Annotated in this window: 19 protein-coding genes; 6 read left to right on the forward strand and 13 right to left on the reverse strand. The window is 65.4% G+C overall.

Annotated elements, in window-relative coordinates:
• Positions 1-83: 83 nt before the first annotated feature.
• Both WIT60_RS13000 and WIT60_RS13005 read left to right on the forward strand, forming a co-directional pair.
• Positions 84-1,610 carry a fumarate hydratase gene (locus WIT60_RS13000; RefSeq protein WP_339584326.1) on the forward strand — a complete coding sequence of 509 codons (1,527 nt, stop codon included), beginning with the start codon at positions 84-86 and terminating at the stop codon, positions 1,608-1,610.
• 113 nt (positions 1,611-1,723) lie between these two features.
• Complete coding sequence (locus WIT60_RS13005; RefSeq protein ID WP_339584327.1) at positions 1,724-2,788, forward strand: MBL fold metallo-hydrolase; 1,065 nt, start codon at positions 1,724-1,726, stop codon at positions 2,786-2,788.
• A 24-nt stretch (positions 2,789-2,812) separates the two neighbouring features.
• On the opposite strand, the gene WIT60_RS13010 is transcribed toward WIT60_RS13005, so the two are convergent.
• The 9 genes from WIT60_RS13010 to WIT60_RS13050 form a co-directional block, all read right to left on the reverse strand.
• Positions 2,813-3,739, reverse strand: a complete 927-nt coding sequence (locus tag WIT60_RS13010; RefSeq protein ID WP_339584328.1) for a PEP-CTERM sorting domain-containing protein — start codon at positions 3,737-3,739, stop codon at positions 2,813-2,815.
• A 134-nt stretch (positions 3,740-3,873) separates the two neighbouring features.
• Positions 3,874-6,480 carry an ATP-dependent chaperone ClpB gene (clpB, locus tag WIT60_RS13015; protein ID WP_339584329.1) on the reverse strand — a complete coding sequence of 869 codons (2,607 nt, stop codon included), beginning with the start codon at positions 6,478-6,480 and terminating at the stop codon, positions 3,874-3,876.
• A gap of 128 nt (positions 6,481-6,608) precedes the next feature.
• Positions 6,609-7,787: a GGDEF domain-containing protein gene (locus tag WIT60_RS13020; RefSeq protein WP_339584330.1), complete on the reverse strand. Its 1,179-nt coding sequence runs from the start codon at positions 7,785-7,787 to the stop codon at positions 6,609-6,611.
• 26 nt (positions 7,788-7,813) lie between these two features.
• Positions 7,814-8,341: a molybdenum cofactor biosynthesis protein MoaE gene (locus tag WIT60_RS13025; RefSeq protein WP_339584331.1), complete on the reverse strand. Its 528-nt coding sequence runs from the start codon at positions 8,339-8,341 to the stop codon at positions 7,814-7,816.
• Position 8,342: 1 nt separating this feature from the next.
• Positions 8,343-8,600 carry a molybdopterin converting factor subunit 1 gene (gene moaD, locus WIT60_RS13030; RefSeq protein ID WP_339584332.1) on the reverse strand — a complete coding sequence of 86 codons (258 nt, stop codon included), beginning with the start codon at positions 8,598-8,600 and terminating at the stop codon, positions 8,343-8,345.
• A 16-nt stretch (positions 8,601-8,616) separates the two neighbouring features.
• Positions 8,617-9,915: a molybdopterin molybdotransferase MoeA gene (locus tag WIT60_RS13035; protein WP_339584333.1), complete on the reverse strand. Its 1,299-nt coding sequence runs from the start codon at positions 9,913-9,915 to the stop codon at positions 8,617-8,619.
• Between the two features lie 52 nt (positions 9,916-9,967).
• The gene (gene thrC, locus WIT60_RS13040) at positions 9,968-11,389 is read right to left on the reverse strand and encodes a threonine synthase (RefSeq protein WP_339584334.1); all 1,422 of its coding nucleotides are present in this window, start codon (positions 11,387-11,389) and stop codon (positions 9,968-9,970) included.
• A gap of 151 nt (positions 11,390-11,540) precedes the next feature.
• A complete protein-coding gene (locus WIT60_RS13045; protein WP_339584355.1) occupies positions 11,541-12,863 on the reverse strand; it encodes a homoserine dehydrogenase in 1,323 nt (440 codons plus the stop codon).
• A gap of 103 nt (positions 12,864-12,966) precedes the next feature.
• Entirely contained in the window at positions 12,967-14,202 is a 1,236-nt protein-coding gene (locus WIT60_RS13050) for a pyridoxal phosphate-dependent aminotransferase (protein ID WP_339584335.1), read from the reverse strand.
• Positions 14,203-14,315: 113 nt separating this feature from the next.
• Here WIT60_RS13050 and WIT60_RS13055 point away from each other — a divergent pair, with 113 nt between their 5' ends.
• The 3 genes from WIT60_RS13055 to WIT60_RS13065 all read left to right on the forward strand — a co-directional run bounded on the left by WIT60_RS13055 (position 14,316) and on the right by WIT60_RS13065 (position 17,416).
• A complete protein-coding gene (locus tag WIT60_RS13055; protein ID WP_339584336.1) occupies positions 14,316-14,690 on the forward strand; it encodes an Mth938-like domain-containing protein in 375 nt (124 codons plus the stop codon).
• Positions 14,691-14,804: 114 nt separating this feature from the next.
• On the forward strand, positions 14,805-15,284 hold the full coding sequence (locus WIT60_RS13060; RefSeq protein ID WP_339584337.1) for a peroxiredoxin: 480 nt from the start codon (positions 14,805-14,807) through the stop codon (positions 15,282-15,284).
• Positions 15,285-15,601: 317 nt separating this feature from the next.
• Complete coding sequence (locus tag WIT60_RS13065) at positions 15,602-17,416, forward strand: PhoH family protein (protein ID WP_339584338.1); 1,815 nt, start codon at positions 15,602-15,604, stop codon at positions 17,414-17,416.
• Positions 17,417-17,548: 132 nt separating this feature from the next.
• On the opposite strand, the gene rlmD is transcribed toward WIT60_RS13065, so the two are convergent.
• Genes rlmD through surE form a run of 4 tightly spaced genes read right to left on the reverse strand, consistent with a single transcriptional unit; the run spans position 17,549 to position 21,601 of the window.
• On the reverse strand, positions 17,549-18,976 hold the full coding sequence (rlmD, locus tag WIT60_RS13070) for a 23S rRNA (uracil(1939)-C(5))-methyltransferase RlmD (RefSeq protein ID WP_339584339.1): 1,428 nt from the start codon (positions 18,974-18,976) through the stop codon (positions 17,549-17,551).
• 39 nt (positions 18,977-19,015) lie between these two features.
• Positions 19,016-19,903: a peptidoglycan DD-metalloendopeptidase family protein gene (locus WIT60_RS13075; protein WP_339584340.1), complete on the reverse strand. Its 888-nt coding sequence runs from the start codon at positions 19,901-19,903 to the stop codon at positions 19,016-19,018.
• A gap of 49 nt (positions 19,904-19,952) precedes the next feature.
• Positions 19,953-20,849 carry a protein-L-isoaspartate O-methyltransferase family protein gene (locus tag WIT60_RS13080; RefSeq protein WP_339584341.1) on the reverse strand — a complete coding sequence of 299 codons (897 nt, stop codon included), beginning with the start codon at positions 20,847-20,849 and terminating at the stop codon, positions 19,953-19,955.
• Positions 20,850-20,851: 2 nt separating this feature from the next.
• Positions 20,852-21,601, reverse strand: coding sequence for a 5'/3'-nucleotidase SurE (surE, locus tag WIT60_RS13085; protein ID WP_339584342.1), 750 nt, complete (start codon positions 21,599-21,601; stop codon positions 20,852-20,854).
• Between the two features lie 89 nt (positions 21,602-21,690).
• Between surE and WIT60_RS13090 the strand changes: the two genes are divergently transcribed.
• Positions 21,691-22,410 carry a response regulator transcription factor gene (locus WIT60_RS13090; RefSeq protein WP_339584343.1) on the forward strand — a complete coding sequence of 240 codons (720 nt, stop codon included), beginning with the start codon at positions 21,691-21,693 and terminating at the stop codon, positions 22,408-22,410.
• Positions 22,411-22,442: the final 32 nt, after the last annotated feature.

A 22,442-nucleotide genomic window follows, 5' to 3' on the forward strand; every position in this document is an offset into this window, starting at 1 on the left:
CCCCTGACAAGACGGCCCATCGCAGTAAAATCAGCTGTTGTTTTGCCCTACCCCACACCCCACTGCCCCACAAAGGCCCTGACATGACGACCATTCGCTACGACGATCTCGTTGAAAGTGTCGCAGCCGCGCTGCAATACATCAGTTACTACCACCCGGCCGACTACATCGCCCATCTGGCGCGTGCCTACGAGCGCGAAGAAAGCCCGGCGGCCAAGGATGCGATCGCGCAGATCCTGACCAACTCGCGCATGAGCGCCGAGGGCCGTCGCCCGATCTGCCAGGACACCGGCATCGTCAACGTCTTCCTGAAGATCGGGATGAACGTGAAGTGGGAAGGCTTCGGCTCCCACAGCATCCAGGATGCCGTGGACGAAGGCGTGCGCCGCGGTTACAACAACCCGGACAACAAGCTGCGTGCGTCGGTGCTGTCCGACCCCATCTTCGAGCGCAAGAACACCAAGGACAACACCCCGGCCGTGGTCTTCATGGACGTGGTGCCCGGTGACACCGTGGACGTGACCGTGGCGGCCAAGGGCGGCGGCTCCGAGAACAAGTCCAAGGTCTACATGCTGAACCCGTCCGACAACATCGTCGACTGGGTGCTCAAGACCGTGCCGACCATGGGCGCTGGCTGGTGCCCGCCCGGGATGCTGGGCATTGGCGTGGGCGGTACCGCTGAAAAGGCGGCCCTGCTGGCCAAGGAATCGTTGATGGACGACATCGACATGTACGAGCTGCTGGCTCGCGGCCCCCAGAACAAGCTGGAAGAGCTGCGCATCGAGCTGTACGAGAAGGTCAACGCCCTGGGCATTGGCGCCCAAGGCCTGGGCGGCCTGACCACCGTGCTGGACGTCAAGATCAAGACCTATCCGACGCACGCCGCTTCCAAGCCGATTGCCATGATCCCGAACTGCGCGGCCACCCGCCACGCCCACTTCGTGCTCGATGGCTCGGGCCCGTCCTACCTGACGCCGCCGAGCCTGGACCTGTGGCCTGACGTGCACTGGGCGCCGGACTACAACAAGTCCAAGCGCATCGACCTGAACACGCTGACCAAGGAAGAAGTGGCCTCATGGAAGCCCGGCCAGACCCTGCTGCTCAACGGCAAGATGCTGACCGGCCGCGACGCCGCGCACAAGCGCATCCAGGACATGCTGGCCAAGGGCGAGAAGCTGCCCGTGGACTTCACCAACCGCGTCATCTACTACGTGGGCCCGGTCGATCCGGTGCGCGACGAAGTGGTCGGCCCGGCTGGCCCCACCACCGCCACCCGCATGGACAAGTTCACCGACATGATGCTGGAGAAGACCGGCCTCATCTCCATGATCGGCAAGGCCGAGCGTGGCCCCGTCGCCATCGAGTCCATCAAAAAGCACAAGTCGGCTTACCTGATGGCCGTGGGTGGCGCCGCCTACCTGGTGTCCAAGGCCATCAAGCACGCCAAGGTGGTGGGCTTTGAAGACCTGGGCATGGAAGCCATCTACGAGTTCGACGTGGTCGACATGCCCGTGACCGTGGCCGTGGACAGCGGCGGCACCAGCGCCCACATCGAAGGGCCGAAGGTCTGGCAGGCCAAGATCGGAAAGATCCCGGTGTCGGTGGCCTGATTCAGGTTGGACACCCAGTGAACCCGGCGCGCATCGCCGGGTCTACACAGCCCCGCCAGGTGACGCCTGCCGGGGCTTTCTTGTACCCGCTTGCGCCCACGTGACCCGTTGCGATGAAGAACCCGTACTACAACCCGGCGAAGAAGCACCATCGGCCCGACGGTTTTCAGAACAACTACCAGTCGTTCCGGGGCAAGCGTTGGCACGAAATCTTGCGGTGGCGCTGGCAGGCCTGGCGGGCCGGGCACCCTCACCCGTTGCAAACGCCGATCCCCGTGGTCGAACCGGATCTGGCCTTCATCCATGCCAATGCCCAGGCGGGCCTGGCCATGCAGCCGGCGGCCACCTGGATCGGGCACATCACGGTGCTGCTGCAGATCGGGGGGCTGAACCTGCTGACCGACCCGGTGTTCTCGGAGCGCTGCTTTCCGGTGCAATGGGCCGGCCCGCAGCGCCAGACCCCACCGGGCTTGCGCCTGGATCAGCTGCCCCACATCGACGTGGTGCTGCTGTCGCACAACCACTATGACCACATGGACGAGGCCTCACTGGTGGCGCTGTCACAGCAAGCTGGGGGCGCACCGCTGTTCATCACGCCGCTCGGTCACAAGCATTGGTTTGCGCGCCGCGGCATCCACCATGTGGTCGAGCTCGACTGGTGGGACGAGCATGTGCTGCCCTCATCTGAGCGCTCGCTGCGCATGCCGGTGGTGCTCACGCCAGCGCAGCACTGGTCTGCCCGGACCACGCGCGATGCCTTGCGCAGCCTGTGGGGTGGCTTTGCCGTGCTCTCGCCCGACTGCCACGTTTTCTTCGCGGGCGACACGGCGTACTCGAAGGACTTCGCCGACATCCGCCAGCACTTCGCGCGCGCGCAGACGCCGGAGCACGGCGGCGGATTCGATCTGGCCCTGCTGCCCATTGGCGCCTACGAGCCGCGCTGGTTCATGAAGGACCAGCATTTGAACCCCGAAGAATCGGTACAGATCTTTCAGGACCTGGGCTGCAAGCAGGCGCTGGCAGTGCACTGGGGCACCTTCCAGTTGACCGACGAGCCACTGGATCAACCGCCGCGCGATCTGGCCGTCGCCTTGCAGGCCCAGCACCTGTCGGCCGAACAGTTCCAGGTGCGCCCCATCGGCGGCACCATGACAATCGCCCCTCGAAAGGGGCGATGACATCCAACCCACCCGACGAGATGGTCAGGCCTGACGACTCCGCGCGCGGCGGCGACGGGCGACCAGCCCAGCGATGCCAGCCAGCCCCAAAGCCTGCATGGCCAACGTCGAGGGCTCGGGCACCATGGTGGTGGCGGAGCCTTGCACCGACGCCGCCAAGCCCAGCGAAGCGTTCTGGAACACGTCCGAGCTGTTGGTGAAGACGGCGGTCAGCACCCGGCTGTTGTCCTGCCCCTGGTCCACACCGGGCAGCGCCACATAGCGATAGCCGTAGTAGGGGTCGTACTGGTAACCATAAGTGCCCGCTGCACTGGACGAGGCCATCACCTGATCGGCGAAGCTGTACTGGGTCGATGTGGTCCCGCTGCTGTAGCTGTAGCTCAAATTCAAAGAAGCGGAAGCCGAGGCCGCTTCGCTGCCGCATGAGCCGTAGTAGTAGCTGATGCCGCCGGTCGTACACGTGGCATTGCCCGCCCAAGTTTGAGCGCTGGCGGTGGCCGAAACAACGAGCGCACTGCGCGCCGACAGCTCGATGCCATAGCCTGCGTAGTAGTAATAGCCGTTCCCACCCGAAGATGCCGCCGCGTTGTAACTGGTACCGGGACCGTTGGCCACGCCGCTGGCGGACACCGCATCAGGCCTTACCTGCGCCTGTGCCGAGGCGCCACCGGCCTCGGCCGTGGCATCGAGAGGATAGAACGACAAGTTCCGGCTGCGCGACTCAGATTCGGACCAGCCTTGTGCGGTGTCATTCGCCGTGGCAGACACCGAAGAAAAACTGCCTGCCTGCAAGGCCAGCAGCGTGTAGGAGGGGTCGATGCCGTCAGTGGGGTCCAGGTCGATCAGCGTGAAAGTGAGGTCACCCACCTGGGCCAGCGAGTACGAGCCAGCCATGGCGGAGGCAGAGACAACGCTGAGAACGCAGGCAGCAGCGAGACGCGAGACAAGCATCGGTGTAACTCCCGGGAGTAATGGTTTGCCCGAAAGTGTGCCCGCACCCTGGGGGAGATGCCGGAACAATAGGCGACACGCCCGGTTTTCCCCCCAAACACGGGAGGATCACCGGGCGCGTCAGCCGGTCAGGCTCAATGCACCACGCGGTCGAACTGGAATTCGCCGTCGGCGCTGACCTGCACCGGGATCACATCCTTGGGGCCGAACTTGCCTTGCAGGATGAGCTTGGCCACCGGGTTCTCGATGCGCTGCTGGATGGCGCGCTTGAGCGGACGGGCCCCGAACACCGGATCGAAGCCGACCTTGGCCAGTTCGGCCAGCGCCTCGGGCGAGACATCAAGCTCCATCTCCATCTGCGCCAGACGACCTTCCAAGCCCTTGAGCTGAATCTTGGCAATCGACGCAATGTGCGCCTGATCCAGGGCGTGGAACACCACCACCTCGTCGATCCGGTTCAGGAACTCGGGGCGGAAGTGCTGCTTGACCTCCACCCACACCGCGTCCTTGATGTCCTCGGCAGGCTGGCCGGCCATCTGCATGATGTGGTGCGAGCCCAGGTTCGAGGTCATCACGATCACGGTGTTCTTGAAGTCCACGGTGCGGCCCTGGCCGTCGGTCAGGCGACCATCGTCGAGCACCTGCAGCAGCACGTTGAACACGTCCGGGTGCGCCTTCTCCACCTCGTCGAGCAGGACCACGCTGTAAGGCTTGCGACGCACCGCTTCGGTCAGCGTGCCGCCTTCTTCGTAACCCACATAGCCCGGAGGCGCACCGATCAGGCGGCTCACCGAGTGCTTCTCCATGAACTCGCTCATGTCGATGCGGATCAGGTGGTCTTCGCTGTCGAACAGGAAGCCAGCCAGCGCCTTGCACAGCTCGGTCTTGCCCACGCCGGTGGGGCCCAGGAACAGGAAGGAGCCGTACGGCCGGTTGGGGTCAGACAGGCCGGCGCGAGAGCGGCGGATGGCGTCCGATACCGCCACGATGGCCTCCTGTTGACCCACGACCCGCTCATGCAGCTTGTCTTCCATGGACAGCAGCTTGTCGCGTTCGCCCTGCATCAGCTTGGACACGGGAATGCCGGTGGCACGCGCCACGACTTCGGCAATCTCTTCGGCGCCCACCTGGGTGCGCAGCAGCTGCGGACGGCCTTCGCCGTTCTTGCCCGCCTTGCCCTTGGCGCTTTCCTTCTCCTGGGCGTCCTTCAGGCGCTTTTCCAATTCGGGCAGCTTGCCGTATTGCAGCTCGGCCACCTTGTTGAAGTCGCCCTTGCGGGTGAGCTCTTCGATCTGCTGACGCAGCTTGTCGATCTCTTCGCGCACGCTCTGGCTGCCCTGGGCCTGGGCCTTCTCGGCTTTCCAGATCTCGTCCAGGTCGGCAATTTCCTTTTGCAGCTTGGCGATCTCTTCGTTGAGCAGCTCGAAGCGCTTGACCGAAGCCTCGTCCTTCTCACGCTTGACGGCCTCGCGCTCGATCTGCAGCTGGATCATGCGGCGGTCGAGGCGGTCCATCACCTCGGGCTTGGAGTCCAGCTCGATCTTGATCTTGGCCGCGGCCTCGTCGATCAGGTCGATGGCCTTGTCGGGCAGGAAGCGGTCGGTGATGTAGCGGTTGGACAGTTCGGCAGCCGCCACGATGGCCGGGTCGGTGATGTCCACGCCGTGGTGCACCTCGTACTTTTCCTGCAGGCCGCGGAGGATGGCGATGGTGGCCTCGACGGTGGGCTCGCCCACGAGGATCTTCTGGAAACGGCGCTCCAGGGCGGCGTCTTTCTCGATGTACTTGCGGTACTCGTCCAGCGTGGTCGCACCGATGCAGTGCAGTTCGCCGCGAGCCAGGGCGGGCTTGAGCATGTTGCCGGCGTCCATCGCGCCATCGGCCTTGCCCGCACCAACCATGGTGTGGATCTCGTCGATGAACATGATGGTCTGGCCTTCGTCCTTGGCGACCTCTTTCAGCACGCCCTTGAGGCGCTCTTCGAAATCACCACGGTACTTGGCACCGGCCAGCAGCAGGGCCATGTCCAGCACCAGCACGCGCTTGTTCTTGAGCGAATCGGGCACTTCGCCAGCCACGATGCGCTGCGCCAGTCCTTCGACGATGGCGGTCTTGCCCACGCCGGGCTCACCGATCAGTACGGGGTTATTCTTGGAGCGGCGTTGCAGCACCTGGATGGCGCGTCGGATTTCCTCGTCGCGGCCGATCACCGGGTCGAGCTTGCCCTGGCGGGCGCGCTCGGTCAGGTCCAGGGTGTACTTTTTCAGCGATTCACGCTGGCCTTCGGCTTCCGGGTTGTCCACTTTCTGGTCTCCACGCACGGCTTTCACGGCCGCTTCCAGGGATTTGCGAGTCAGGCCGTGGTCGCGGGCCAGCTCACCCGTTTCACCCTTGTGGTCGGCCAGGGCCAGCAGGAACATCTCGCTGGCGATGTAGTTGTCGCCCTGCTTGTGGGCTTCTTTCTCGGCGCCCTGCAGCAGGCTGATGGTGTCGCGGCCGGCTTGCACCTGCTCGCTGCCTTGCACCTGGGGCAGTTTGTCGATCTGCTTGGTCAAAGCCGCGGCCAGGGGGCCGACCTTGACGCCGGCGCGCTCCAGCAAAGCTTTGGGACCATCGTCCTGCTGCAGCATGGCCAGCAGGATGTGGGCCGGTTCGATGTAGGGGTTGTCGCGTGTCACTGCCAGGCTTTGGGCCTCGGTCAGCGCTTCCTGAAACGTTTGTGTGAGTTTGTCGAGTCGCATGAGCACTCCTGTGGCCCCGGAGATCGGCGCCGATTGCTCATGAAGATAGGGCGATCCGGTGACATTTCAAGGGGATCGACCCTCAGGCCTCGATCCGCTTGCGCCAGATCAAGCCTGCTCAGGTGGTGTCAGGCGTCGGGTCGGGCGGTGACCACCCGGTTGCGTCCCGCCTGCTTGGCCTCGTACAGACAGGCGTCCGCCTGGGCCAGAACATCCTCCAGCGTGCGATCAGGCTGATGGAAGGCCACACCGATGCTGACGGTGATGGTCACCGGCCCACCGCGCGTTTCGCAGGGGGTGAGTGCCAGCATCTGGCGCAGGCGTTCGGCCACGGCGCTGGCCTCCAGGTGGCTGCGCACCGGCAGCAAGACCGTGAACTCCTCGCCGCCGTAGCGGGCCAGCAAGGCGTCGTCGCGCAAGCGCTCGCGCGTGAGTTGGGTGACCTGGCGCAGCACGTCGTCGCCCACCTGGTGACCATACTGGTCGTTGACCGCCTTGAAGTGGTCCACGTCCATCATCAGCACCGCCACCGAGGTGGGCTGGTGAGCCTGCATGGACAGCATGCGCTCACCCAGCTCCCGCAGACCACGCCGCGACAAGGCGCCGGTCAGGTCGTCAGACAGGGCCCGGTTGCGCAACTGCTGGTTGAGTCGCTGGTTGATGATGGCGAACACCACCGCCGCCACCGACAGGGGCAGCACCGCAAAACCGAGAGACGTGATCGGCAGAAGCCAGTCTGGCGCATAAAGCCAATGGGCAGGGTAAGGGCCGCCGTCGGCCCCCACCGAGTGCGCCAGCGTGATCAACCAGATCAAGGCAAACACCGCGGCCACCACCAGCAGGCTCAACTCGCTGGGCTGGATGCGCGGGCTGCGCAGGATCAACCAACCCTGGTCGATTGCCATGCCCAGGCTGACCACGGCAAAGACCCAGGCAATGGCCTGGACGTAGGCCGTCTCCGAGCCCCAAGTGGCCATGCCCCACAGCACCAGCGCCGCGGCAGCGGTGAAAGCCCACCCGACACGCGGCGGCGTCCGCCGTCCGTTGAGCTGCCGAAACGCCCAGGCGAGCAACGTCACGCCAGCGGCTGCAAAGCCGATGGCCACCTGCGTGACGAGCGGGCGCCAGGCATCCGGGCTCAGCACGACCCACAAAAGCATGCTCAGACAGCAGAAGGCCCAGCGGTAGAGATCCAAGGCACTGCGCACGCGGTTCTGATCGGTGCGGATCTGCGAAATCAGGCCCAAGCCCACCAAGGAGCCAGCACCGGCCGCGCCATAACAGGTGAAGACATCAATGGGCCACATGCATCCAAACTCAGGTCTGTGGGGACTCAGCTTGACGCCACATTCGGCGGCGCTTTCAAACCGCCCCAGCGCGCCGCCGCCTGATCATCGCTCACGCGCGCATCCACCCAGCGGCTTTCACCCCCGGCTGACTCCTTCTTCCAGAACGGCGCCTGGGTCTTGAGCCAATCCATCAGGAACTCGGCGCACTGGAAGGCCTCGCCCCGGTGGGCCGAGCTGACCACCACCAGCACGATCTGGTCGCACACGGCCAAGGGGCCGACGCGGTGGATGACCTTGACGCCGCGGACATTGAAGCGCCGACGCGCCTCGACGATCAGCTCGGCGATGCTGCGCTCGGTCATGCCGGGGTAGTGCTCCAGCTCCATGATCGCCGGCTCGCTACCGGATGCGACTTGCGCCCACTCGCGCACGGTGCCCACGAAGCTGACCACGGCGCCCACTTGCGGATCGTGACCGCGCAAGGCGGCGACCTCGGCACCCAAGTCAAAGTCTTCGGGGCCCACGCGCACGCAGGCCAAGGCGTCTTGCAGGGCCGTGTCGTGTTCGCTCATCTCAGCCGCCTGTGACCGGGGGGAAGAAGGCCACTTCGTCGCCGTCCTGAACCGCCTGATCGGCACCACACAGCGTCTGGTTGCAGGCCGTGCGCAGGCCCTTGCCCAGGTCCAGCGCCGCGGCATGGGCGGCCGAGCGGCCGATCAGCCATTGGCGCAACTCACCCACGGTGCGGGCGCCAGTGTCGGCCCAAGACAGGGTTTCAGAAGAACCAAGTTGCTCGCGCACAGCAGCGAAATAACGGACGGTGATGCTCATGGTGCCAAGCCCGCGCTCAGGGTTGGCGGGCAGAGATGGAAGGTTGCACCAACTCTGCCATGGAAATGAAATTCACGGCATCGCCCGGTCGAACGATGGTGCCCGAAGGCAGGTCCACCACGCCCTCGGCCCACGCGGCCGAACTGAGCACGCCCGAGCCCTGGTGCGGGTGCAGCACCACCCTGCCCTGCGCGTCCAGGCGCGCGCGCAGGAACTCGCGACGCTTGTCGGGCTTGGGCCAGCTGAAATCGGCGACCAGGGACACGGCCTGCGGCAGGTGCCAGCCCTCGCCGGCCAGCAGGCCCAGCACCGGACGCACCAGCAGCAGGAAGGTCACGAAGCTGGCAACCGGGTTACCTGGCAGACCCATGTAGAGGGCGCGGCTGCCATCGGCTCGGTTGATCCAGCCGAACACGAAGGGCTTGCCCGGCTTGATGGCCAGGGCCCAGAAATCCAGGCCGCCTTCGGCCAGCACGGCATTGCGCAGGTGGTCTTCTTCGCCCACCGACACGCCGCCGCTGGTGATGATGAGATCGTGCTGTTCGGCGGCCGCGCGCAAGGCGGCACGGGTGGCAGCCAGCTCGTCCGGCACCACACCCAGGTCGCACGCCTGGGCGCCCGTCGCCTGCACCAGACCGCGCAGCGTGTGGCGGTTGCTGTTGTAGATGGCGCCCGGAGGCAGGGGCTCGCCCGGCATCACCAGTTCATTGCCGGTGGTCAGCACGCCCACCTTGGGGCGGCGAAACACCTTCAGGGAGGCGGCGCCCACCGAAGCGGCGACGCCCAGCCCCGCCGGCGTCAGGCGAACACCGGCATGCAGCACCGTCTGGCCCTGAGCAATATCTTCGCCTCGGCGACGGATGTTCTGACCAGCCTGGATGGCCTCTTTGAAATGCACCGAGCCGGTGGCCGCGTCGACCGCCGTGTGCTCCTGCATGACGACGGCATCGGCGCCCTCGGGCACGGGCGCACCGGTGAAGATGCGCGCACAGGTACGTGGCTGCAACGTGGCCCCCACCTGACCAGCGGCAATGCGCTGGCCTTGCGGCAGGCTCACGGCAGCCACATCGGCGTCAGACTGACCCGCCAGCGGCAGGTCGGCCGAGCGCACGGCATAGCCGTCCATGGCGCTGTTGTCCACCGGCGGCACGTCCACCGTCGACACCAGATCCTCGGCCAGCACACGCCCCAGGGCGTCAAAGCTGTCAACGACGTCGGTCGAGCGGGGCGTCTGCCCCAGGTGCTCGACCACCGCCGCATGCAGACGAGACCAGGCCTCGTCCAGCGGCATCAAGGGTTTGAACGCAGCCGCCATGGCGCCACTCCTGCAGAGAACCGGAAAACCGAACGCGAGGTGAAACGCGCGCTCAGTCGTTGCAGTGCTGGACGATGTAGTCCTTCACCGTCTGGGTGCTGTTAGGCACCACCACAAAGCGCTTGGGCAGGTCTTCCAGGCCGTCCAGACCCTTGATCCAGTGCGGACGCTCGGGTTGACGACCCGTGGCTTCGACGATGGTCTCGGCGAACTTGGCTGCCAGAGCCGTTTCCAGCACCAGCATGGTCACACCGGGCTTGACGTGCTCGCGCGCCACCTTCAGGCCGTCGGCCGTGTGGGTGTCGATCATCACGCCGAAACGCTCGAAGGTGTCCTTGATGGTGGCCAGGCGGTCGCTGTGCTTGCTCGTGCCCGAGACGAAACCGTAGCCCGGCACCTTGGCGAACTCGTCGGCCGACAGGTGGAACTCGCCCTGTTGCTCGATGGCATCCTTGAACAGCGCCTTCACGCGCGCACCGTCACGCCCCAGCAGGTCGAAGACGAAGCGCTCGAAGTTGGACGCCTTGGAGATGTCCATCGAGGGCGACGAAGTTTCATACGTCTCGGCGCTGCCGCGCACGCGGTAGCTGCCGGTGCGGAAGAACTCGTCGAGCACGTTGTTCTCGTTGGTGGCCACGACCAGTTGGTCGATGGGCAGGCCCATCATGCGGGCCACGTGGCCGGCGCAGACGTTGCCGAAGTTGCCCGACGGCACCGTGAAGCTGACCTTCTCGGCGTTCGACTTGGTGGCGTAGAAGTAGCCAGCGAAGTAGTACACGACCTGGGCCAGCAGGCGGGCCCAGTTGATCGAGTTGACCGTGCCGATCTTGTACTTGCGCTTGAACTCCAGGTCGTTGGAGACGGCCTTGACGATGTCTTGCGCATCGTCGAACACGCCTTCCACGGCCAGGTTGTGGATGTTGGGGTCCTGCAGGCTGAACATCTGGGCCTGCTGGAAGGCGCTCATGCGGCCGTGCGGCGACAGCATGAAAACGCGCACACCCTTCTTGCCACGCATGGCGTATTCGGCGGCACTGCCCGTGTCACCCGAGGTGGCACCCAGGATGTTGAGCTGCTCGCCACGGCGCCCCAGTTCGTACTCGAACAGGTTGCCCAGCAACTGCATGGCCATGTCCTTGAAGGCCAGCGTGGGGCCGTTGGACAGGGCTTCCAGCGCCAGCCCCGGCTCCAGCGGCTTCAGGGGCGTGATCTCGTCAAAACCGTAGACCGACTTGTTGTAGGTGCGGGCGGTGATGTCCTTGAGGTCGGCGGCGGGGATATCGTCGATGTAGAGCGACAGCACCTCAAAAGCCAGCTCGGCATAGCTCAGGCCGCGCCACTTCGTCAGCGTGGCGTCGTCCACCTTCGGATAGCTCACCGGCAGGTAGAGCCCGCCATCGGGGGCCAGGCCTTCCAGCAGGATCTCGCAGAAGTGGCGCTCGGCCTTGTCGCCGCGTGTACTGATGTATTTCATGTCTTGGTCTCCACAACCTGCCACCACCGCTTGGGTTCAGGATGCTTGTGCTTGCGAACGCGATCCAGCGGACACCGCAGATCCGGCTTTGCCGGTCTGCTGGTGTCGCCCCCTTGAGGGGGCGCGCGAAGCGCGTAGGGGGTGGGCCATGTCAGGCCAGCTCTTCCTTGCGCAGCTTGACGATCGGCGCCAGCACGGTCGGCAGGGCCTGCATGGCAGCCAGCGCCTTGTTCATCGCGCCTTCCTTGGTGTCGTGCGTCAGGATCATCAGGTCGGTCTGGTTGCCGCCTTCACCGCTGACCTCGTCGGCCTCACGCTGGATGACAGCGTCGATGCTGATGCCCTGCTCGGCCAGGATGCCGGTGAGCTTGGCCAGCACGCCGGTCTGATCGGCCACGCGCAGGCGCAGGTAGAAGGAAGTGACCACTTCTTCGATCGGGAGGATCGGCAGGGTGGACAGCTGGTTGGACTGGAAGCCCAGCGCCGGCACGCGCGAACCTGCGGGTGCGTCGATCTGGCGGGCGATGTCCACCAGGTCGGCGATCACGGCCGAAGCGGTTGGCTCGGAGCCCGCGCCCTTGCCGTAGTACATGGTCGTGCCCACGGCATCACCTTGCACCAGCACGGCGTTCATCGCGCCTTCGACGTTGGCGATCAGGCGACGCATCGGCACCAGGGTCGGGTGGGTGCGCAGCTCGATGCCGTCGGCCTGGCGGCGGGCAATGCCCAGCAGCTTGATGCGGTAGCCCAGTTGCTCGGCGTACTTGATGTCGGTGGCCGACAGCTTGGTGATGCCTTCCACGTGGGCCTTGTCGAACTGCACGGGCACGCCAAAGGCGATGGCGCTCAGCAGTGTGGCCTTGTGGGCGGCGTCCACGCCTTCGATGTCGAAGGTAGGATCGGCTTCGGCGTAACCCAGGCGTTGGGCTTCCTTCAACACCACGTCGAAGTCCAGGCCCTTGTCACGCATTTCGGACAGGATGAAGTTGGTGGTGCCGTTGATGATGCCGGCCACCCACTGGATCTGGTTGGCCGTCAGGCCTTCACGCAGGGCCTTGATGATGGGAATGCCACCGGCCACAGCGGCTTCGAAAGCCACCATCACGCCCTTGTCGCGGGCGGCGGCAAAGATTTCGGTGCCATGCACGGCGAGCAGGGCCTTGTTGGCGGTGACCACGTGCTTGCCAGCGGCAATCGCTTCCAGCACCAGGGCCTTGGCGATGCCGTAGCCGCCAATCAGCTCCACCACCACGTCGATCTCTGGGTTGGCGATCACGGCGCGCGCATCGGCCACAACCTGGGCTGCGTCGCCCACCACTTCCTTGGCGCGCTCGGTGTTGAGGTCGGCCACCATGGCAATCTCGATGCCACGGCCCGCACGTCGGCGGATCTCTTCCTGGTTGCGGCTCAGCACCGTGAAGGTGCCACCACCGACCGTGCCGATGCCCAGCAGGCCGACTTTGACAGGACGCAGTTGTTCTTGGCTCATAGGATTCTCTTCTCTCGGTGCGCGCCACCTTGTGGGCGGCGTGACGTGTTCAAAATAGGGAAATGGGGGGCGCTGCTCAGGTGTCGACTCAGGCCGCGGCCGTGCCGTGGCGCTTGCGATAGCCTTCCAGGAAGCGCGCGATGCGGCCAATGGCCTCGGCCAGATCGTCGCTGTTGGGCAGGAAGACCAGGCGGAAGTGGTCGGGATGCGGCCAGTTAAAGCCGGTGCCCTGCACGATCAGCACCTTTTCTTCGGCCAGCAGCTCGTAGGCAAACTGCTGGTCGTCGGCGATGGGGTACATCTTGGGATCGAGGCGCGGGAACATGTAGAGCGCGCCCTTGGGCTTGACCACGCTCACACCTGGGATCTTGTTGAGCAGCTCATAGGCCAGGTCGCGCTGCTTGCACAGGCGGCCGGTGGGCGCGACCAGGTCCTTGATGCTCTGGTAACCGCCCAGGGCGGTCTGGATCGCGAGCTGGCCCGGTGTGTTGGCGCACAGGCGCATCGAGGCCAGCATGTTCAGGCCCTCGATGTAGTCCTTGGCATGGCGTTTCTCGCCCGACACCACCATCCAGCCTGCGCGGTAGCCGCACGAACGGTAGTTCTTGCTCAGGCCGTTGAAGGTCAGGAACAGCACGTCGTCGGCCAGCGAGGCCATCGAGGTGTGCGTGTTACCGTCGAACAGGGTCTTGTCGTAGATCTCGTCGGCCAGCACGATGAGCTGATGCTCACGGGCGACCTGGATGATCTCTTTCAGCAGGCTTTCTGGGTAAAGCGCGCCGGTCGGGTTGTTCGGGTTGATGACGACGATGGCCTTGGTGCGCGGCGTGATCTTGGCGCGGATGTCGGCGATGTCGGGGTTCCAGTCAGCCTGCTCGTCGCAGATGTAGTGGACCGGACGCCCACCGGACAGCGACACGGCCGCGGTGTACAGGGGGTAGTCGGGTGCGGGCAGCAGCACCTCGTCGCCTTCGTTCAGTAGGGCGTTGAGCGCCATCACGATCAGCTCAGAGGCGCCATTGCCCAGGTAAACGTCATCGACCGTGACGCCCTGGATGCCCTTTTCCTGGCAGTAATGCACCACCGACTTGCGCGGGGCGAACAGGCCCTTGGAATCGGTGTAACCGGCCGCGCCAGCCAGATTGCGGATCATGTCCTGCACGATCTCGTCCGGCGGCTCCAGCCCGAACACGGCCAGGTTGCCAATGTTCAGCTTGATGATCTTGTGGCCGTCTTCCTCCATCTGGCGCGCCTTTTCCAGCACGGGCCCACGGATGTCATAACAGACGTTGGCAAGTTTGCTGGATTTGGCGATGGGTTTCAAAACGGGCTCCACAGCGGACGAAATGGGGGAAAGCTAGAATTTAACCACACCCGCCCACTCCCGGGCGCCCCGCTTCGCACCGCGAGCGCGGGCTTTGCCAAGCCATTGCCACCATGAAACTGCATGCTGACCGCGCCGAAGGCGTGAACGTGATCAACGCCTGCTCCGCCGAGGCCATCTCGGTCAACGGCGAGAGCTACGCACACAGCATCCTGGTGGCCCATGTGGGCCCGGTCCAGGCCTGGCCGGTGGCCTCCATCGATGAACTGCAGGAAGCCCACTTTGCCGACATCGTCGCCGCGGCCCCCGAAGTGGTGATTTTCGGCAGCGGACCGAAGCTGCGTTTTCCGCATCCGTCCCTGCTGCGCAGCCTGATGGCTGCCCGCATCGGCGTTGAAACCATGGACACGGCGGCGGCCTGCCGCACCTTCAACGTGCTGGCCGCCGAGGGGCGTCGCGTGATGGCTGCACTGCTGGTGCACGCCTGATTGCATCTGTCAAACAGGCGACGGTTAGCCCTAACGGGTGACTTTACAAGCAGCAATGGTGCAGTACTTTATAATTGAGGGCTACTTTTCACGCAGGCAGCTGATCACTACAACATGACACCCGCCCTCAACAAACCTTTGCCGGAATTCGAAGCGCTCGCCACAGGCGGCGTGAAGTTCACCCCCCAGAGCTTTGTCGGACAGACCGTGGTGCTGTACTTCTACCCGAAGGACCACACCCCAGGATGCACGACCGAAGCCATGCAATTCCGCGACAAGCACAAGGAATTCGTCAAGGCTGGTGCCGTGGTGTTCGGCGTTTCTCGCGACAACCTGGCCTCGCACGACAAGTTCAAACAGAACCTGGAGCTGCCCTTCGAGCTGATCGCTGACACCGAAGAAAAGCTCTGCCACATGTTCGGCGTGGTCAAGAACAAGATCATGTACGGCAAGAAGGTCAAGGGCATCGAGCGCTCGACCTTCCTGATCGGCCCGGACGGCCTGCTGCGCGCGGAATGGCGCGGCTTGAAGGTGGCAGGTCACGTGGACGAAGTGCTGCAAGCTGTCCAAGGCCTCACGCAGGAAGCTGCCTGATCCTGCAGGTTTGCCCTCAGGGGCAACCGAGCCACAGCGCCCTGCGGGGCGCTTTTTTCTTGCCTGAACGCCCCCTGGGCTTGGGTGGCAAGTGTTGCGTGACTCGGACAAAACACCCCCGGCGCCTCCCCAGCCTCGGCTGGCGCCCCAGAGTGTGCATAATGAATTTCATGAACCTGAGCTTTTTGCAACTCGGTCACCCGCCTTCCCCCCGATCTGCCGCGTGCGCTCCGCACCCCTGCCTGATCGCCCCCATCAAGGCCGCACATTGCCCTGTGCGGCTTTTTTGTTTCTGAACCTTCGCCACGGACTGCCACATGCCCCTGCCCAAGCCGCCCACCAAACGCGCTGACATGCTGACCGATGTGGACTTCGCATCGCAGCCCAAGGCCGCCAAAACCGCCTCGTCACCCGCCGGCTCTGCCGCGTCCAAGGCCAGTCGCGCAGGCAGCACCCGCCGCAGCCCTGCCGCCGAGACGCCGGTGGCGGCCCAGGCTGTGGTCGCCCCGCCCGTGACCGCCGTCGCCGCCCCGGCCACCGAGGCGGCGCGCCCGGCACGCAAGACCCCCGCGCGCAAGGCAAGCGCCCCGGCCGCTGCCGCACCGGTGATCGCCGCCCCCCCGGTGGCAAAGGGCAACGGCGCTGCCAGCGCCAAACCCGCAACGCCCGCGCCGACGGCCCCCGCCGCAAGCTACCCCGGCCCCAGCGTGCGCCGCAAGCGCGATGTGGGTGGTCCGGCCAAGCTCTTCGTGCTCGACACCAACGTGCTGCTGCACGACCCGATGTCGCTGTTCCGCTTTGACGAGCACGACGTCTACCTGCCGATGATCACGCTCGAAGAGCTGGACGGGCACAAGAAGGGCATGACCGAAGTGGCGCGCAACGCCCGCCAGGTCAGCCGCGAACTCGACGCCCTGGCCACCGACCTGAGCACCCGCCAGCAGGTGGACCCGGCCGCCGGCATCGAGCTGGCCAAGACCGGCCACGTCGAGGCCAAGGGCAAGCTGTACTTCCAGACCACCGGACTGGCGGTGGAGTTGCCCATTGGTCTGCCTCAGGGCAAGGCCGACAACCAGATCCTGGGCGTGGTCCAGGCGCTGCGCACGCAGCACCATGGCCGCGAAGTCGTGCTGGTGTCCAAAGACATCAACATGCGCATCAAGGCTCGCGCACTGGGCCTGACCGCAGAAGACTATTTCAACGACAAGACGCTGGAAGACGGCGACCTGCTCTACACCGGTGTGCAGGCCCTGCCCGCCGACTTCTGGGAGCGCCATGCCAAGGGCATGGAGAGCTGGCAGCAAGGTGGCGCGACCTTCTACCGCATCACCGGCCCAGCTGTGCCCACGCTGATGGTCAACCAGTTCGTTTACCTTGAAAGCCCGGGCGCCACGCCCTGGTACGGCAAGGTCATCGAGATCACAGGCAAGAACGCCGTGCTGCGCACTGTCAAGGACTACACCAACAGCAAACACTCGGCCTGGGGCGTGACCGCCCGCAACCGCGAACAGAACTTCGCACTGAACCTGCTGCTGGACCCGGAATGCGACTTCGTGACGCTGACCGGCTCGGCTGGCACCGGCAAGACCCTGATCACGCTGGCCGCCGCCTTGAGCCAGGTGCTCGACGAGCGCCGCTACACCGAGATCATCGTCACCCGCGTGACGGTGCCGGTGGGCGATGACATCGGCTTCCTGCCAGGCACGGAAGAAGAAAAGATGTCGCCGTGGATGGGCGCGCTGGACGACAACCTGGAAGTGCTGGCGCGTGGCGACAGCACGGCCGGTGAGTGGGGCCGCGCGGCCACCTCGGAGCTGGTGCGCAGCAAGATCAAGATCAAGAGCCTGAACTTCATGCGCGGGCGCACCTTCTTGAACAAGTTCGTCATCATCGACGAGGCGCAGAACCTGACGCCCAAGCAGATGAAGACGCTGATCACCCGCGCCGGCCCCGGCACCAAGATCGTCTGCCTGGGTAACCTGGCCCAGATCGACACGCCTTACCTGACCGAAGGCAGCTCGGGCCTGACCTATGCGGTGGACAAGTTCAAGGGTTGGCCGCACGGTGGCCACGTGACCCTGGCCCGTGGCGAGCGCTCGCGTCTGGCGGACTTTGCCTCCGAGGTGCTGTGACACTCACGGTCACGCGCCCTGCGGTCTCCTGACGGCCGCTCAAGGGGCCCCAACAAAAAGCCGAGGTCACTGCCTCGGCTTTTTTCATGGGCGCGCGGTGGGCACACAGCCCCCGTGCGCGGACGACAGCGTTCAGTCGCGCTCGAACACGGCCATGCTTTCGACGTGAGCCGTGTGCGGGAACATGTTGACCGCGCCGGCCGCCACGCAGCGGTAGCCCGCCTGGTGCACCAGCAGGCCGGCGTCGCGGGCCAGGGTGCCGGGGCTGCAGCTGACGTAAACGATGCGCTTGGGCGGCACCCAGTCGGGCACCAGGGTCGGGTCCTGATGCAGGTCGGCCACGGCCTTGGCCAGGGCAAAGGCGCCCTCACGCGGGGGGTCGATCAGCCACTTCTCGGCATGACCATAGCCGGCCAGCTCCTGCGGGGTGATCTCAAACAGGTTGCGGGCCACGAAGCTGGTCTTGTCGGGCACGCCGTTGGCCAGCGCGTTCTCACGCGAACGGGCCACCAGGGTTTCGCTGCCTTCGATGCCCAGCACCTCGCGGGCCTGGGTGGCCAGCGGCAGGGTGAAGTTGCCCAGGCCACAGAACCAGTCGATGACGCGCTCGTCTTTCTGCACGCCCAGCAGGCGCAACGCCCGGCCCACCAGCACCTGGTTGATGGCGTGGTTGACCTGGGTGAAGTCGGTCGGCTTGAACGGCATGGTGATGCCGAACTCAGGCAGGGTGTAGTCCAGCTTGGGCAGGGACTCGTCCAGCGGGTGCACGGTATCCGGGCCCTTGGGCTGCAGCCACCACGAGATGGCCGTCTGGCCGCCCTCGGCGGGGCTGTGCTTCACCGCAAAGTCCTTGAGACGTTGCGTGTCGGCGGCGGTGAGCGGCTCGAGGTGGCGCAGGACCAGCACGGTGATCTGGGTGCCCACGGCCACTTCGATCTGCGGCAGGCGATCGCGCTGATCCATGCCCGCGATCAGCTCGCGCAGCGGCACCAACAGACGGCTCACGTGCGGGGGCAGGATCTCGCAGGTCTTCATGTCGGCCACATAGCGCGACTTGCGCTCGTGGAAGCCGACCAGCACGGTGCCCTTCTTGGCTACATAGCGCACCGACAGGCGGGCGCGGTAGCGGTAGCCCCAGGCCGGACCTTCAATGGGGCGCAGCAGGGTTTCGGGCTTGACCTTGCCGAGGTGCCAGAGATTGTCTTCGAGCACGCGCTGCTTGACGGCCACCTGGGCACTGGCATGGAAGTGCTGCATCTTGCAGCCGCCACACAGGCCGAAATAGGTACAGCCGGGCTCGACGCGCTGGGAGCTGTCGCGACGACGATCGGTCATCGTGGCCTGTTCCCAGTTGTTCTTGCGGCGGGTCACGCTGACGCGCACCTCTTCACCGGGCAGCGCGTCTTCGATGAACACCACCTTGCCGTCGGCGCGGTGGGCCACGCCCTGCGCTTCCAGGTCCAGGGATTCGACTTTCAGCCACTCCAGGTGGGGAGGGACTGGGGCCACGACCGGCTCGGCGGCGTCGCCAGAAACAGAAACGGGGGATGCATCACTCATCCCCCGATTGTCTCAGGACTGAGGCCTATTCTTTCGGGGTCAGCGCGACGGCAGCTGACGCGCCGGGTCGATCGGCTTGCCTTGCTTGCGGATCTCGAAATGCAGCTGGACGCGGTCGGCGTCGGTGGCGCCCATTTCGGCGATCTTCTGGCCCTTGCGCACGGCTTGGTCTTCCTTGACCAGCAGCGCCTGGTTGTGGGCGTAAGCGGTCAGGTAGTCCCCACCGTGCTTGATGATGATGAGGTTGCCGTAGCCGCGCAGGCCTGAGCCGGCGTAGACCACGCGGCCGTCACCGGCAGCCACGACCGGGTCGCCAGCCTTGCCGCCGATGACCAGGCCCTTGCGCTTGCCTTCTTCGAACTGGGCAATGGTGGGGCCGTTGGCGGGCCAGATCCAGGCGGGCTCGTCACCCGACTTTACGTCGGCGCGGGGGGTGTCGGGGGCAGTCGCCACAGGGGCGGCACTGGCGCCCGTGGCCGCCGCCGCAGGAGCAGAGGCGGCCGGTGCCGGTTTGCCGTCCACCGGTCGAGGCTCGATGCGGGCGCTGGTGACCGGCTTGGCTGCCGGGATGCCACCGGTGCTCGCCGCGGCCACCGCTGCGGGGGCGTTTTCACCCACCGGCGGCACGATGCGCACGACCTGACCCACTTCGATGCGATTCGGGTTCTCGATGTTGTTCCAGGCGGCGATGTCACGCCAGCTCTGGCCCGTTTCCAGGCCGATGCGGATCAGGGTGTCGCCAGGTTTGATGGTGTAGTAGCCCGGCTTGCCAGCGTTCTCAGCGCCGGGAAGCTGACGCTGCGGCTGCACGCTGCTGCTGGCGCGCTCCTCCACCGGGGCACGGTGGGTAGGCGATGCGCAGCCGGCCAGGATGGCCACAACGGCCACCGAGGCGGCCAAGCGGAAAGAAGGTGTGATGTGCTGCATGAGACCAATCGTCGTGCCAGAGGCCAGGGGGCCTCGGCTTGTCAAAACATCAGGTGGTGCCCGATTTTAGGGGGACGAACAAAACTGCACCCGCTCGGGTCTGCTGGAATCGGCCATCGGGCAGGCGGTCGACAATGACAAGCACCTGCCCACCGCGTTCGTCTTCGGTGGGGGCCACCAGGCGACCGCCAGGCGCGAGCTGATCCAGCCAGGCTTGCGGCAAGGCCGAGCCACCTGCGGCGGCAATGATGGTGTCGTAAGGCGCTGCAGGCGCGTGACCGATCATGCCGTCACCATACACCAAACGCACGTCAGGCCAGGCTGGCAAGACGGCGCGGAGCTGCTCCAGGTTACCGCGCGCCTTGAGATGCAGGTCACGCAGGCGCTCGATGGACACCACGCGGCGCGCGAGGTGGCCCAGCAACGCGGCCTGGTAGCCGCAGCCGGTGCCAATCTCAAGGCAGTTGCCCAGCGGCTTGGTGTTCGTCGGAGCCCCCGGCATGTCCGACCTGGGCAGACCAGGACGCACGCACAGCAGCTGGATCATGGCCGCCACGACCGAGGGTTTGGAGATGGTCTGGCCCAGCCCGATGGGCAGGCTCGTGTCTTCGTAGGCCTGGTTGACCAAGGCCGTGTCCACGAACAGATGACGCGGCACGGTGGCGAAGGCCTGCAGCACGCCGGGATGGCTGATGCCGTCGGCCTGCAGGCGCTGCACCATGCGCAACCTCACCTGGGCGGAATCCAGGCCCAAGCCCTGCGGGGTGGCTTGGCGCTGGCGATCACGCTCGGCCAGATGCAAGGGCGCTTGCGGTCGCAAGATTTCTCGGGACACCCGCGGTGCGGGCGTGCTGCCAATGGGAGTTCGTGCCCCACCACTTCGGGGGGAAGCCACCTGATCGAGCTGCAGCGGGAAACGCCGCGGCTTGCGATCGGAGGGGGGCATGCTCACCGCGGCTCCAACCAACGCTGCCAGGTGGGCAGGTGCTGGTGATCGGTCATGTCCACCTTCAGCGGGGTGATGGACACCTGGCCCTGACGGATGGCATGGAAGTCGGTGCCTTCGCCATCTTCGCGGGCTTCACCGGCCGGGCCGATCCAATAAAACAGGTCGCCGCGCGGATTGGCCTGCGCCACGGCGGGGAAGCTGGCGTGGCGGCGGCCCAGGCGGGTGATCGCCCAAGGCGCGCTGTCGGCCTCGGCGGTGGAGGGAATGTTGACGTTGAGCAGCCACGGATGGCCCGCTGGCGGCTGCGCCAGCACCTGCTCAATGACGCGACGAGCGACACGCGCGGCCACATCCAGATGCGCCCACCCCTTGTCGACCAGCGAAAACGCAATGGCCGGGATGCCGAACAGGTAGCCCTCGGTCGCAGCGGCCACCGTGCCTGAATACAAAGTGTCGTCGCCCATGTTGGCACCGTTGTTGATGCCGGACAACACCAGATCGGGCTTGGGAATCAGACCCGCCGTGAGCGCCAGGTGAACGCTGTCAGACGGCGTGCCGCTGACATAGCGAAAGCCATTGGCCGCCGTGTGCAGGCTCAGGGGCTGGTGCAGGGTCAGGGCGTTGGAGGTGCCGCTGGCATTGCGCTCGGGCGCAAAGACATCGACCTCGCCCAGGCCTTGGCAAGCCTCTACCAGCGCGGCAATGCCGGGCGCCAGGTAACCGTCGTCGTTCGCAATCAGGATTCGCATGGGAGGATTGTAGGAGGAGCGGACAACCAATATATAGTGTGGACCACAACACACCCGGCCCCGCAGAGGCGGGCAAGGGGAGGAACGACATGACCGTCAAGGTTCTGATTCTTGAAGACAATCCGGTGGCCCGGGGCTTTCTGTGCCGCGTCGTGAGCGAAAGCTTCAGCGACGTGGGCACCATCGTGGAAGCGGGCGACCTGGCGTCGGCCCGGCGCGAGCTGGGCCTGAGCACCGTGAAAGGTGCACCAGCGGCCGCGACGGCGCCTTCCTTTCAGCTCATCTTGCTCGACCTGGAGCTGCCCGACGGCAGCGGGCTGGAACTGCTGCGCGACCTGAGCGGCTACCCGGCCACCCGCATCGTCACCACGCTGTACTCCGACGACGAGCACCTGTTCCCCGCCCTGCAGTTTGGTGCCGATGGTTACCTGCTCAAGGAAGACCGTTTCGAGGTGCTGGTCGAAGAGCTGCAAAAGATCGTGCGCGGCCAACCTCCCTTGTCTCCGGCCATTGCACGGCGCTTGCTGCATCACTTCCGTGCCGGTGATGGTCACACGTCGTCCGGCTTGACGCACACGGTCAGTGGCAGCGCACAAGCCCATGTCGAGCCCGATCACGAGCAACTCACCCCGCGCGAGAGCGAGGTGCTGACCTACCTGAGCAAGGGCTTCACGATCAAGGAAATCGCCTCGCTGATGGGCATCAAGTGGTTCACCGTGAACGACCACATCAAGTCCATCTACAAGAAGCTCAACGTGTCGAGCCGGGCCGAAGCCGCGGTGCTGGCCAGCAAGCAAGGCTTGGTCTGAGCCCTCGGGCGGCCAGCCAGGAATCCCCCCCA

It is taken from the genome of Aquabacterium sp. G14 (assembly GCF_037482285.1).
Lineage (GTDB): Bacteria > Pseudomonadota > Gammaproteobacteria > Burkholderiales > Burkholderiaceae_C > Aquabacterium.

Excerpts from the sequence above, each read along its gene's own strand:
- WIT60_RS13000 (WP_339584326.1), top strand. The coding sequence starts at position 84 with ATGACGACCATTCGCTACGACGATCTCGTTGAAAGTGTCGCAGCCGCG.
- WIT60_RS13065 (WP_339584338.1), top strand. The coding sequence starts at position 15,602 with ATGCCCCTGCCCAAGCCGCCCACCAAACGCGCTGACATGCTGACCGAT.
- thrC (WP_339584334.1), bottom strand. The coding sequence starts at position 11,389 with ATGAAATACATCAGTACACGCGGCGACAAGGCCGAGCGCCACTTCTGC.
- WIT60_RS13060 (WP_339584337.1), top strand. The coding sequence starts at position 14,805 with ATGACACCCGCCCTCAACAAACCTTTGCCGGAATTCGAAGCGCTCGCC.
- WIT60_RS13080 (WP_339584341.1), bottom strand. The coding sequence starts at position 20,849 with ATGCCCCCCTCCGATCGCAAGCCGCGGCGTTTCCCGCTGCAGCTCGAT.
- WIT60_RS13090 (WP_339584343.1), top strand. The coding sequence starts at position 21,691 with ATGACCGTCAAGGTTCTGATTCTTGAAGACAATCCGGTGGCCCGGGGC.
- surE (WP_339584342.1), bottom strand. The coding sequence starts at position 21,601 with ATGCGAATCCTGATTGCGAACGACGACGGTTACCTGGCGCCCGGCATT.
- clpB (WP_339584329.1), bottom strand. The coding sequence starts at position 6,480 with ATGCGACTCGACAAACTCACACAAACGTTTCAGGAAGCGCTGACCGAG.
- WIT60_RS13075 (WP_339584340.1), bottom strand. The coding sequence starts at position 19,903 with ATGCAGCACATCACACCTTCTTTCCGCTTGGCCGCCTCGGTGGCCGTT.
- WIT60_RS13035 (WP_339584333.1), bottom strand. The coding sequence starts at position 9,915 with ATGGCGGCTGCGTTCAAACCCTTGATGCCGCTGGACGAGGCCTGGTCT.
- WIT60_RS13055 (WP_339584336.1), top strand. The coding sequence starts at position 14,316 with ATGAAACTGCATGCTGACCGCGCCGAAGGCGTGAACGTGATCAACGCC.
- WIT60_RS13005 (WP_339584327.1), top strand. The coding sequence starts at position 1,724 with ATGAAGAACCCGTACTACAACCCGGCGAAGAAGCACCATCGGCCCGAC.
- WIT60_RS13010 (WP_339584328.1), bottom strand. The coding sequence starts at position 3,739 with ATGCTTGTCTCGCGTCTCGCTGCTGCCTGCGTTCTCAGCGTTGTCTCT.
- WIT60_RS13020 (WP_339584330.1), bottom strand. The coding sequence starts at position 7,787 with ATGTGGCCCATTGATGTCTTCACCTGTTATGGCGCGGCCGGTGCTGGC.
- moaD (WP_339584332.1), bottom strand. The coding sequence starts at position 8,600 with ATGAGCATCACCGTCCGTTATTTCGCTGCTGTGCGCGAGCAACTTGGT.
- WIT60_RS13025 (WP_339584331.1), bottom strand. The coding sequence starts at position 8,341 with ATGAGCGAACACGACACGGCCCTGCAAGACGCCTTGGCCTGCGTGCGC.
- rlmD (WP_339584339.1), bottom strand. The coding sequence starts at position 18,976 with ATGAGTGATGCATCCCCCGTTTCTGTTTCTGGCGACGCCGCCGAGCCG.